We start from the raw sequence: 12,063 nt of genomic DNA, 5'->3' as shown, positions 1-12,063 counted from the left end.
TGGTTTGGAGGCGTGTCTCGCGAAACATTGTCGCTAGTCAGCGGGTCGCGTCCGTCAAGGTGGTGTAATTTCGGCTGTGGCCGTGGGCCATCGTCAGGCGGCTTTGGCGGTGATGTGTAGGGGCTGATTTTCCTCCTCGATCATGGGTTGGTTGAGTTCGGCCATGCCTTCGATCTGCATGTATCGGTGCTGGAGCTGCCACTCGTCGTTCTGCTCCATCAGCACAGCCCCGACGAGGCGGATGATGCTGTCTTCGTTCGGGAAGATTCCGACGACGTCGGCGCGGCGCTTGACCTCCTTGTTGAGCCGCTCGAGCGGATTGGTTGAGTGTAACTTCGTGCGGTGCTGGGTGGGAAAGCCGGTGTAGGCGAGCACGTCGGTTTCGGCCTCGTCCATGCAGGCGCCGAGCTTGGGCCAACGGGTGCGCAACTGGTCGGCGACCTGTCGCCAGACCTGCGTTGCGCTTTTCTGATCGGGCTGCAGGAAGACCTGGCGGATCGCGGCGGCGACGACAGTGTTCTGGCCCTTGGGCACATAGGACAGGGCATTGCGCATGAAGTGCACCCGGCAGCGCTGCCAGGTGGCGCCCATGACGCGGGTGATCGCGCCCTTGAGGCCCTCGTGAGCATCGGAGATGACCAGCTTCACGCCGGTAAGACCGCGCCGAACAAGGTCCTTCAGGAAGTCGGACCAGAAGACCTCCGCTTCCGAGGGGCCGATATGCAGGCCGACGATCTCGCGCCGGCCCTCGGTGTTGACGGCCATGGCGATTATTGCGGCAACGCTGATGATCCGCCCGCCTTCGCGTACCTTGAGATAGGTGGCATCGAGCCAGAGATACGGCCATTCGCCGGTGAGCGGGCGTTTCAGAAAGGCATGGACGCGCTCGTCAATGTCCTTGCAAAGCTTGGAGACGGTGGACTTGGAGATGCCGGTCATGCCCATGGCCTGGACGAGTTCATCGACCCGCCGGGTGCTGACCCCGCCGATCCACGCTTCCTGGATCACCGCAACCAGCGCTTTCTCGACCATCTTGCGGGGCTCAAGGAAGCCCGGAAAGTAGGACCCAGCACGCAGCTTGGGGATTTTCAGGTTCAGCGTGCCTACCCGGGTATCCAGCGAACGGTCGCGATAGCCGTTGCGCCAGGTCGCGCGCTCGCTGCTGCGTTCGTGGCGACCCGCGCCGATCAGGCCATCAACGTCGGCCTCCATGATCAGCTGCAGCACGTTCTCGGCGATGGTGCGCAAAAAATCCGGTTGGCCGCCCTTCGCAGCAAGCTCTTCGATCAGTAATCTGTCCTCGGTCATCGGGAACTCCTCTTCGTCACGGTTGAAGTGTGCAAACTCCACCATAACGATGAACCCGGTGGCCACCAGCGACGCCGCATTCCGGGGTGGGGCATGCCCCACCCCGGAATACACCATCGCCTACACCGGAAATTACACCACGAGCGCGGACGCTAACAGTCAGCGCCGCACCTGCCGAAACGTCCGAACCGAGCGAGTCTTCGAAGCGGTTAAGCTTTTCATTTTGCCATGTGGGCGGTGGCTACAACTGCGTGGTCGATGGAGACACGATCTGGCTCGAGGGGGTGAAGATCCGGATTGCCGACATCGATACGCCCGAGACCCAAGACTATCGGTGCCAGGCCGAAAAGGATCTGGGAGACCGGGCTACGGTGCGGCTGCAAGAAATTCTCCAGGGCGGCAGAATCTCGTTGGAGCCGATCGATCGGGATGCAGACCAATATGGCCGGAAGCTGCGCATCGTGTTGGTCGACGGCGAAAGCGTCGGAGAAACCCTCGTCGATGAAGGGCTCGCGCGCTGGTATGAGGGCGGACGCAAACCTTGGTGCTGAGCCGAGTGCACGAAGTCAGTTTTAGCGCGAGCCGCGATTAAACCGGACAGTCCGCAACCGGCCAAGTCCAGCGGTAAACTGCCGTGTCAGAAGCGTTCGCCTTTGGGTAGCGGTTTGATCCGGCGCCCTCCGAGTTTCGTTATAGCCCGCGCAGTCTCGTGATCGCTCATCTCCAGATGATCGAGCCAATCTAGGGCACTGCCGCCCTTCCACGTTGCGTTGATGTTCATCCCGGCAGCTACAAGACGTTCGAACCACTCTGGCGGAAGGTGCTGCCTCGTCATCCTTCCGTAGCGTCCGACCGCTGCCAACACAGCAAGTGGGCGTCCATTGTCATCCGCCACGTTAATCGTGGCGCCCGCCGAAATCAGCATATCGAGGGTCCTGAGCTGAGCCGCAGAAATGTCAAGTTCGCGGGGACTAGCTCCGTGGTGAGATTGACGCTGCGCGTTCGCTACCAGTCCAACCAAGGCGGCGTTGGGTTTTGAGCCACTTGGATAGCCTGTCTCCCACTGCACGGGGCTGTCTGGCGATGCGCCGTGGTCCAAAAGCTCGCGCACTATTTGGTCGGTTACGCCCTCGCCAAACAATACCGCATAACCAAGTGGAGATTGTCGCTGGTTAGCTTTGCCATTTGGCGACGCGTTTGATGCAAGCGCTTGCCGCACCATATCCATATTTTGTTTGGCAATGGCCATCTCCAGTAAAGCCTCACTCCCATCAGGGGAGCCGGTGCTCAGGGTGGCGATCATATCGAGCGACTGGTTGGCAATTGCAAAGGACATCAACCTCAGCGTGTAGACGCGTTCATGCTCTTCGCGCAGGATCCGGGATACGAGATCCACATTGTCTCCGCGGACGGCTGCCAGCAGAATTGAGCCTGGCCATGGCTTCAGACGGTCTATAACGTCAGGGCTCAGCATCGCCTTCGAAATTTCTTCTCGTTGAAGCTGAAGTGCGATGCGCAGTGGGATACTCCGTCCGTCGCCGCGCACGGGCGCGCAACCGGCCAGCGGATCTGCGCCGCTCGCGATCAACATCTTCGCCGCGTCGGTGCGGTCTTCAATCGCGGCCCAAGCCAAAGGAGTAAGCCCGAAGTCGTCTTGACGGTCGAGTTCTGCGGGTGATCGAGCGATCCACCTCTTGAGCGAGGCTTGCGTGCCTCGTCGAGCTGCCTCGCCAAGCGTCCGTGGTTGATCGATTGGCGGGGTCGGCTTGCCAGTGAGGCCCTGGATATCGATGAGTGACGGGTACTCGGCTTGGCCGCTCGCCGGGACGGGGGCGACGCACAGGTCGGGGTAGGGGAACATCGGACCGGAAATCATCGCCTGATTGTACACGACGGCATATTGATAGGAGCGCTTTTCCAATTCGCATCCGCCGGGATTTCTATCGCATCTATCCGGGCTATGCCCCATGCCCAAGCTTGCGCGTGTCAGCGGCGTCGACGATTGTGAAGGATGATCCCGCGGAAAGCGGCAGGCCGCTCCAATCACTGCCGGACCACTCATAGAGCTCGACCAAATCAGCCGAAAGTCACCGGTTGCGGCGGCGCGATCAGCATCCGCTAGCGGCTCTCCCGATCCTTCAGCCAATATAGCGTTGAACTGCCGCTGCGCTTCCAGCATCCGCGCATCTTCTGGATTGGGAAAACGCTCGTCCCTGTATGGGCAGCCATTCCAATATTCGCGAAACGCTTTTTCTGGGTCATGCGGAGATTTTTCTGCCGAACCTCCCGGGACGGCTGCAGCAAAGGCGAAGGATAATGCAATAAGTCTCATGAACATGAGCTGTCCGTATCGAGCAGAAGAGTCGGAAAATCGAGTGAAAGACTAAGTACTTGTCCTTCTAAATCTAGGGGAGTGTAAAAGTCGTTACAGTGGCGCGAAGGTGGGCCGTCGGAGTGACATTGCCTACCATGCCGTTGTCTGCGCCAAGAGCCGGCGAATGTCGGCTATCTTGAATGCGGGCCTGAAACCTGCCCGTCGGTAATCGGCCAACCTTGATCAGCGCCCCCGCGCATTGGGCGAGCTCAATTGTCGCCGATCGATAGCGGTGGCTTGCATGCGACGACGAAGTCGCGGCTTCTACCTAGTCGCGGTCATTGGCGATTCTGCGACGACGTTGCGCGACCATCAAATCGATGAACAAACTTCGCGTAGAAGCAATGTATCCGACGCGCTCAGCGTCGGAAACCAGCTGTCCAGTTTGACATCCTTTTCAGGCGGCGGCTGGATCGATCCATCCGCCTTGAAGCGTTTTATGTCCATGATCTTCTTGCGCTTGCCCACGCAATCATAGGTCACCCGTTCATAGGGCTGAGACTCATTCAGAGCCAGAAGGCCAAGGTAGTGACCAGCGCGACGGCTGACAGGAAGTTGGCGGCGAGCTTGTCGTAGCGTGTGGCGATCCGACGGAAGTCTTTGATCCGGCAGAAGGCATTTTCGATGAGGTGCCGGCTACGGTAGCGGTGCTGATCGTATCGGATGGCTCGCTTGCGGTTGCGGCGACCCGGAATGACGGGGCTGGTGCCATTCTCGCGCAAAGGACGTCCGCAGCCGGTTTGCGTCGTAGCCCTTGTCGCCGAGCAGGTAGCGCATCGGTCCGGCGCGTTCGAGCAGTGCCGGTGCAGCCTTCACATCGCTGACATTGCCCGCCGTCAGCATAAGGGCATAGGGGCGGCCGAGAACGTCGGTCAGGGCATGGATCTTGGTTGTCCAGCCGCCGCGAGAACGACCGATCGCCTGCGTCTGGCGCCCCCTTTTCCACCAAAGGCCGAGCGCTGGGCTTTGATGTAGGTGCTATCGATCGCCGTGCTCTTCGTCACCGCACCCGCCCCTGCCAAGGCATCGAGCAACTTCGTCCAGAACCCCCGCCGCGACCAGCGGTTGAAGCGGTTGTAGACCGTCGTCGATGGTCCATAGTCTGCCGGACAGTCGCACCACCGGCAGCCGGATTTCAGTACATGAAGGATGCCCGAAATCACCCGCCGGTCATCGACCCGTCGCGCACCAGGCTGGTTCCGGGGCAAGTACGGCTCGATCGCCAGCCAAGCTTCGTCCGACAACCAGAATAAAGAACGCGACATCGTGAAGGGCCTCCCGCTGCGGTGAAGGCCCTTTGAATCAATACATACAAGCAATTTCAAGAGGCTGATTGGGTTTTAACCCTAGCTCGTGGGAACGCCGAGTTTGCTCATGGACGGCGTCGGCACGGATACCTTCCACAAACTTGCGTTCGTTTCGTCGCGGACGATCGCCGGGTCGCGATAATAGCTATAGCTGCTGTCAGCAAAATAGCTTTCCCAACGGGAAGCCACTTCAGCCGGTGGTGGAGGAGACTTCGCATCCGCCGATGTCATGACGACCACTGCCGCCATGGCGGCACCCGTGATAAGATAGTTTCCTTTTGCCATCGTCGGTCTCCCTTTTCTTGCTCATCGATATTCGACCGTTGGACTGGGTGCGGTTCAAGCCGTTCGATCCTTAAAACCTTACCTCGGTACCGGCTGTCTTCCTGATGTGCGGGTGCATTGTAGATATGCTTTGCCCTCAATAGGCTCTGGCGCCGATCGTCTGGGCCTGAGACGGGGTCATCAGACGATCGCCGAGGTAATTGCCTTTGCTGTCATAGGTGCGGACCGTGACAAGCGCCGGATCACTCGGGCGGCTGGCCGCTGCCGCCATGGCATTCGCGAATGCAGCGGCTTCGGCGCCACGCTCGGCGCGCGCGGCCTTGGCGGCATCGAGCGCAGCGAGACGCGAGCGCTGACTGTCGCAAATCATTGCATTCCGGCCACCGGTGCACAGAACGGCGAGGTCCTGCGGTTCCAGCGGAAAGCGCCGCGCATAGGTCAGAAGATAGTCTCCGCCGAGCCTGCGTGCCTTGGCGATCAGGCTCGTGCCGTCGGGTGAATAGGCAGGCGTGTCGAGATGGGCCTGGAAATCCGCGATTAGCTGGCCTCGGTCGCCTTTGCTTCGCGCGGCCTGAGCGGCTGCGTAGGCGGCGGCACCGATGTTACTGTTGCGGCGCGGCAGGTCGGCGACGGCGTCGGCGACGCTCGCATAGGTCTGGCGCGCCGGATCTTCGACTGCGGTCCATTGCCCGGTCTCGAGCCGTCCCAATACCGTCTGGCGCCCGGTGCGACCGCGGAAATTGCCGAAGAAAGCCGGTATCAGCGCTGGATCGGTGACGAGCGATACATATTCGCCGCCAGCGTAACGGTAGCGGATCCCGCGCGGCGTCCGATAAACGCTGACGCGCAAATTCCCGTCGTACAATTCCCACTGCGGATCGGGGTGGCTGGCCACGAACCCGATCCAACCATCGGGCCGCGTCTCCAACTCACCGTTCGCTGTGAGCGGACGGTAGACCCGGTTGCCATCGATCGGTTCCACTGCGGCGAGGGTCGTGAGCCGCCATTTGTCGTCACGTGCGATGACAAGGTCGCGGTCCTTGTGAAGTTCGGTGAGCGATCGGTCGAAGATGCGCACAGGGGTGATGTGGCTCAACGACGTCTGTCGGAGCACCAGCACTTCGCCGTACAATCGCAGGAGGTTGGGGCCGCTCGAGCCCCCGCCTTCGAGACTGACATCACCGAGAACCCGAAACCTGTTGCCGTCCCACGCCCGGAAACGCTGGTGGTTGAACGGCACGGCGGCCTCGGAATGTCTGTCATTGTAACCCACGACATAGCGATGGCCCGACGCGGTCAAATAGGTTTGAGGACGGAAGAAGGTGGGGAGACCGGGGTCGGCAGGCCGAGATACTCCGGTCGTGAGGTCGATCATCAGATTGTCGTACCGCGCAGCCTTGCCATTCATCGTCAGCAGCACGGCGTAGGCGGTATTGTCATCGACGATCGCGACATGATTGTAGAGCGGGGGCAAGACGACCGCTCCGGAGGCGTCGGCAATCCCGAGCTTATACTGACCCATCGGGCCTTTGCCCTGCGCGCCGCGCTGCTGTTTGCGCCATTCCTCCGCGCTGTAGGCCTTGAGCTTGCGCAAATCGCGCGCTGACGACTGAACCGCGACGGCAAGATCGGCGGCGTCCAGCCTTTCAATGCAATGGGCGCCTTCTGCGACCGCGGTGCAGGTCCAGCTTTCGAGACCGGCTTGGGCCTGCGCGTCTGCACCCGCGCCAAGTGCCAGCATCAGCAAAGTGGATAGTCGGGATAAAACAGGTATGCGCATCGTGTCGCCTCGGCGAGAGAAGAAAAGCGGCGCGACCCAAGACGCCGATAGCTTGAGACGTTCTGATTGTCACGTTGCCGATCAAGCGACATTCGCAGCGCGCGCGAGAAGCGCTCGACCTGTCCGCGAGATGACTTATGTAAGGGCGTTTACCCCGGCGTCGACGTTGAAGATGCGCTGACCCTGACGAAAAACATCAAAGTCTAGCCAGTAAATCTCGCTATCCCGTTGAGCGAGCTCTCCGGCTCTTCGTTGAACGTCCGCTCTCCTTGTTTGACACCCAATTGCGGACAGTCTGCAACCGGCCAATGCCGGTCATTAGGGCCAGATCAGCAGCGAGCGCCCGAGAAAATGCAGCCTAAGCGCCTGTTACAAGCCTGAAACGAGGCAAAAATCACGTTGTGCGAAATTGTGAAGCGTGATTGCTATATGCTTGCTGAGAGAACTATGACGCCGCATTATGCGGTCAATGGAGCGTATAAGTCTCTGATTTAATTGGTCGGGACGAGAGGATTCGAACCTCCGACCCCCACACCCCCAGTGTGATGCGCTACCAGGCTGCGCTACGTCCCGACCGGCCCTGTTGGGCAGGCGAGGCCCCTAGCGCGGCTTCGCGGGCGATGCAAGGCTCCTGAGCAAAGTCGAAGCGGAAGCGCGGGCACGGCGTCACTTTGCCGTCGAGCCTTGACCTTCGCCCCGCACTCCCCATTTGCAGGACGCTTGCCGTCGGGGGAGGGCGCAGCGACGGTTGCGTGCGGGCCCCCTGCGTGATAGGCGCCCCGCCATATTCTTGCGTGGCCGTTCCGTGGGGGACGGCGGCGTATCGAACGGAAAGTCTTTCATTCATGTCGACGCAATTGCTTCTGACCCAGGCGGCCGGATCGGGCGGCGGGGCCGCCGGTTTGCTCATGCTGGTGCCCTATCTGCTGATCTTCGTCGTTTTCTGGTTCTTCCTGATCCGCCCGCAACAGCAGCGCGCGAAGGAACATCGCGCCAAGGTCGCGGCGGTCAAGCCGCGCGATCAGGTCGTGACCGGCGGCGGTATCGTCGGCAAGGTGACGCGCGTCGACGATGATTTCGCCGATGTCGAAATCGCGCAGGGCGTGAAGATCAAGGTCGTGAAGTCGACCCTCGCCGACGTTCTCCAGCCCGGCGGCAAGCCCGCCAACGACTGACGCGGCACGGCCCGCTGCGGCGGGCCGGCCCAGGCCATCGGATCTACCCTATGCTAGATTTCCCGCGCTGGAAGACCATCGGCATCAGCATCATCCTGCTGCTCGGTATCCTCTTTTCGATTCCCAGCTTTGTGCCGGAAAAGACGTTCAACAGCCTGCCGTCGATCGCGCAGACGAAGGTCAATCTGGGCCTCGACCTTGCCGGCGGCAGCCACCTGTTGCTCGAAGCCGACATCGCCGACCTGCGCAAGACGCAGCTTGCGAATATGGAAAAGACGGTGCGCGCCGCGATGCGCGGCGAGCGCGGTCCTGACGACGATATCGGGATCGGCGAACTGCGCGTCGCGAGCAACCAGATCAGTTTCCTCGTCCGCGACCAGACGCAGCTCGACGAAGCGCGCGACCGGCTGTTCAACGAGACGCAGGGCGCGGGGCTGACCGGTCAGCGCGACTGGAACATCAACATCGTCGACGTCACGCGGATCGTGCTGACCCCGACCAACGCCGGGCAGACGCAGGCCATCGCGCATGCGATGGACACGGCGCGCGACATCATCGACCGCCGCGTCAACGCGCTCGGCACGCGCGAGCCGACGATCATCCGTCAGGGCAACGACCGCATCGTCGTCCAGGTGCCGGGCCTGCAGGACCCTGCGGCGCTGAAGGAACTGATCGGCAAGACCGCACGTCTCGAATTCCGCATGGTCGACGCCAACGCCGACCCGAACGAGGCCGCCGCCGGCCGTGTACCCGTGGGCAGCGAAATCGTCCCCTATGCCGAAGGCGAGGGCAATGGCGCCGCATTCGAGGTGCTCCGCCGCCAGGTGATGATCAGCGGCGAACAGTTGATCGACGCCAAGCAGAGCTATGATCCGCAGTCGAACCAGCCGGTCGTGTCGATCCGTTTCGATTCGGGCGGGTCGAACACCTTCGCCAAGGTGACGGCGCAGAGCGTCGGCAAAAGATTCGCGATGGTGCTCGACGGCAAGGTGCTGTCGGCGCCGTCGATTAACGAACCGATTCTGGGCGGCAGCGCCCAGATCTCGGGCAGCTTCAGCGTCGCGAGCGCCAACGCGCTGGCGATCTCGCTGCGCTCGGGCGCGCTGCCGGTGAAGATGGCGGTGGTCGAGGAACGGACCGTTACCCCCGAACTCGGCGCCGACTCGATCCGCAAGGGCGCGATCGCAGGGATTATCGCGACGATCTCCGTGCTGACGCTGATGCTCGTCGTCTATGGCCGCTTCGGCGTCTATGCATGTATCGGACTCGTCTTTAACGTCTTCCTGATCATCGCGATCATGGCGGCCTTCAACGCGACGCTGACGTTGCCGGGTATTGCGGGCTTCGTGCTGACGATCGGCGCCGCGGTCGACGCGAACGTGCTGATCAACGAACGAATACGCGAAGAACTCGCGCGCGGGCGCAAGGTGTTCCAGGCGGTCGAACTCGGCTATTCCGAGGCCAGCCGCGCGATTTTCGACGCGAATGTCACCAACGTTATCGCGGCATCGCTGATGTTCTGGTTCGGGTCGGGCCCGATCAAGGGCTTCGCGGTCGTGCTGACCATCGGCATCGTCACCAGCGTCTTCACCGCCGTCACCGTCACGCGGATGTTCGTCGCCCACTGGCTGCGGACCAAGCGTCCGACGTCGATCAATATTTAAGGGAGCGAAACGATGCGCTTGCTGAAACTCGTCCCCGACAACACGAACATCGACTTTCTGCGCTGGCGGAAGCTCGCCTCGTTCATGAGCTTTTTCCTCGTCGCGGTGTCGATCGCCCTCGTCGCGGTGAAGGGCCTGAACTTCGGCGTCGACTTCGTCGGCGGCCAGTCGGTCCGCGTCGAATTCACCCAGGAAATGCCGCCGATCGACGAAATTCGCGAGAAGGTCGGCCATATCGGCCTCGGCGAAGCGACGATCCAGCAATTCGGGTCGGACAAGGCGGTATCGATCCGCACCGCGCTGCCTGAAGGCGACAAGACGGTCGCCGAACGTGCGGGGCAACAGCTTGTCGCCGGCATCCAGAAAGCCTTTCCGACCGCCAAGACGGGGTCGGTCGAAACCGTGTCGGGCAAGGTGTCCGAGGAATTGATCCGCACCGGCGCGCTCAGCCTCGGGCTCGCGATCATCGGCATTTCGATCTACATCTGGATCCGCTTCGAATGGCAGTTCGGCGTCGGCGCGCTCGGCCGCCTGTTCCACGAAGTGTCGCTGACCTTCGGGCTGTTCGCGGTGACGCAGATGCAATTCGACCTCAACAGCGTCGCAGCGCTGCTGACGATCGTCGGTTATTCGCTCAACGATACCATCGTCGTGTACGACCGGATTCGCGAGAATCTGAAAAAATACCGCAAGATGGAAATCATTCCGCTGCTCAACCTCAGCATCAACGAGACGCTGTCGCGCACCGTGATGACCACCGTCGCGATGGTGCTGGCGCTCGGCATGCTGCTGATTTTCGGCCCCGACGTGATTTTCGGCTTCACCGCCGCGATGCTGTTCGGCGTGTTCATCGGCGGCTATTCGTCGGTGTTGATGTCGACGCCGGTGCTCGTGTGGCTGAAGGTCGGTCCGGGCAGCTTTGTGCCGCGCACCAGCGCCGGGATCGAAGGCGGCGAACGCATCGAACGCAAGGACGACGGCGCGGTCGTCTAACCGGCAGCGAGCCGGCGGAGATGCTCCGCCAGTTCGCGGCCGTTGCGGTTCCAGTCGAAACGGCCGGCAAGGGTCGCCGCGACATCGGCCGGTGACGGTGGCGTGGCAAGGATGCTCCGTACGGCGTTCGCAATCGCCTGCGGGGTGCGTTCGACAATGCGTCCTGCGACCGGAGACGCGACAAGTTCGGCCGCGCCGCCGGCGTCGCTGATCACGATCGGCGTGCCGCAGGCGAGCGCCTCGACCCACGCATTGGCAAGGCCTTCGCTGACCGACGGCATGACCACCGCATCGGCGGCACGGTAAAGCTGCGGCAACTCGGCATTGGCGATCGGTCCCATGAAATGGACCCGCTGCGCGACGCCGAGACGCGCGGCCAGCGCGCGGTAGCTTGCTTCTTCTTCGCCCGCGCCCGCGAGCCAGTAATGGACGTCGGGAAGTGCGGAGAGCGCCTCGATCACCAGCGCCTGTCCCTTGCGCGGGATCAGCGCGCCGACGGTCAAGATCGCGGGTTCGGAACCCATGCCGAGCGCGGCGCGCGCGGCGGTGCGGTCGCCGGGGTGGAAGCGCGCGGTATCGATGCCGGTATAATGGACCGCGATCTTCGTGGGATCGATGCCGATCGCCGCCATGTCGCGTCGCATCGCGTCCGACACCGCGAGCAGGCCCGCCGCGTGATCGGCGGCAGCGAGCAGTTGCGGTGCGGTGGCGGGATCGTGGCCGAAATGGCTGATGTCGGCGCCGCGTGCCTTGATCGAGAAGGGGAGACCGAGGGCGTCGGCAACGCGCATCGCGGCGGGGCCGTCGGGATAGAAAAATTGCGCATCGACGACGTCGAAACGGTTCGCCCGCGCGATCGGCATCACGGCGCGCGCGATCGCGTCGGGATTGAAGCGGGCACCGATGCGCGGAAGGAGACGGAAGCGCGGGCGGTGGACGGTGAGGCCGTGCCAATCCTCGCGGCGCGGCAGCTTGCGGAGCGCGCGGTAGCGGGGATGGAGCGACAGCGGGAAGGGCGGCAGGCCGACCGGGGCGACGACCGTGAGGTCGACCTCCGGCTGCGCGGCGAGAGCGCGCAGGCTCTTCTCGACGAACAGCCCGAAATTGGGGCGCGCGGCGTCGGGAAAGAGCGTCGCGATGGACAGGACGCGTAAGGGTGTCATGGCAAGCCTGTGAC

General features: G+C 62.2%; 10 protein-coding genes, 1 tRNA gene and 1 pseudogene. 5 read left to right on the top strand and 7 right to left on the bottom strand.

What is annotated here, in order from left to right; translation table 11 throughout:
* Positions 1 to 93: 93 nt before the first annotated feature.
* A complete protein-coding gene (locus tag LH19_RS12570) occupies positions 94 to 1,308 on the bottom strand; it encodes an IS256-like element ISSpma2 family transposase (protein ID WP_006954973.1) in 1,215 nt (404 codons plus the stop codon).
* Positions 1,309 to 1,538: 230 nt separating this feature from the next.
* Here LH19_RS12570 and LH19_RS12565 point away from each other — a divergent pair, with 230 nt between their 5' ends.
* Entirely contained in the window at positions 1,539 to 1,859 is a 321-nt protein-coding gene (locus LH19_RS12565; protein WP_054728390.1) for a thermonuclease family protein, read from the top strand.
* An 86-nt stretch (positions 1,860 to 1,945) separates the two neighbouring features.
* On the opposite strand, the gene LH19_RS12560 is transcribed toward LH19_RS12565, so the two are convergent.
* Positions 1,946 to 3,646, bottom strand: coding sequence for an ankyrin repeat domain-containing protein (locus LH19_RS12560; protein ID WP_145923376.1), 1,701 nt, complete (start codon positions 3,644 to 3,646; stop codon positions 1,946 to 1,948).
* 542 nt (positions 3,647 to 4,188) lie between these two features.
* A pseudogene (locus LH19_RS12555) lies at positions 4,189 to 4,890 on the bottom strand (IS5 family transposase).
* Between LH19_RS12555 and LH19_RS29445 the strand changes: the two are divergent.
* Positions 4,832 to 4,972: a hypothetical protein gene (locus tag LH19_RS29445; protein WP_234716212.1), complete on the top strand. Its 141-nt coding sequence runs from the start codon at positions 4,832 to 4,834 to the stop codon at positions 4,970 to 4,972. The pseudogene LH19_RS12555 and the gene LH19_RS29445 sit on opposite strands and share 59 nt — an antisense overlap.
* A 56-nt stretch (positions 4,973 to 5,028) precedes the next feature.
* Here the strand turns inward: LH19_RS29445 and LH19_RS28665 are convergent, their stop codons facing one another.
* The 3 genes from LH19_RS28665 to LH19_RS12545 form a co-directional block, all read right to left on the bottom strand.
* Positions 5,029 to 5,274 (bottom strand): hypothetical protein, encoded by a 246-nt coding sequence (locus LH19_RS28665; protein ID WP_145923377.1) that lies wholly within the window; start codon positions 5,272 to 5,274, stop codon positions 5,029 to 5,031.
* 136 nt (positions 5,275 to 5,410) lie between these two features.
* On the bottom strand, positions 5,411 to 7,015 hold the full coding sequence (locus LH19_RS12550; protein WP_054728384.1) for a hypothetical protein: 1,605 nt from the start codon (positions 7,013 to 7,015) through the stop codon (positions 5,411 to 5,413).
* A gap of 535 nt (positions 7,016 to 7,550) precedes the next feature.
* Positions 7,551 to 7,627 (bottom strand) — tRNA-Pro (locus LH19_RS12545).
* A 272-nt stretch (positions 7,628 to 7,899) separates the two neighbouring features.
* Between LH19_RS12545 and yajC the strand changes: the two genes are divergently transcribed.
* Genes yajC through secF form a run of 3 tightly spaced genes read left to right on the top strand, consistent with a single transcriptional unit; the run spans position 7,900 to position 10,886 of the window.
* Positions 7,900 to 8,229: a preprotein translocase subunit YajC gene (gene yajC, locus LH19_RS12540; RefSeq protein WP_054588291.1), complete on the top strand. Its 330-nt coding sequence runs from the start codon at positions 7,900 to 7,902 to the stop codon at positions 8,227 to 8,229.
* A gap of 50 nt (positions 8,230 to 8,279) precedes the next feature.
* Entirely contained in the window at positions 8,280 to 9,893 is a 1,614-nt protein-coding gene (secD, locus tag LH19_RS12535; RefSeq protein WP_054728383.1) for a protein translocase subunit SecD, read from the top strand.
* Between the two features lie 12 nt (positions 9,894 to 9,905).
* Entirely contained in the window at positions 9,906 to 10,886 is a 981-nt protein-coding gene (secF, locus tag LH19_RS12530; RefSeq protein WP_054728379.1) for a protein translocase subunit SecF, read from the top strand.
* Here the strand turns inward: secF and LH19_RS12525 are convergent.
* On the bottom strand, positions 10,883 to 12,049 hold the full coding sequence (locus tag LH19_RS12525) for a glycosyltransferase (protein ID WP_054728376.1): 1,167 nt from the start codon (positions 12,047 to 12,049) through the stop codon (positions 10,883 to 10,885). The genes secF and LH19_RS12525 overlap by 4 nt on opposite strands.
* Positions 12,050 to 12,063 lie beyond the last annotated feature (14 nt).

The sequence above is a fragment of the Sphingopyxis macrogoltabida genome, assembly GCF_001314325.1.
In the GTDB taxonomy this organism is placed as follows: Bacteria; Pseudomonadota; Alphaproteobacteria; order Sphingomonadales; family Sphingomonadaceae; genus Sphingopyxis; species Sphingopyxis macrogoltabida.
Note: the sequence above shows the minus strand (reverse complement) of the source record. Positions and strands in the feature narration are given on the sequence as shown.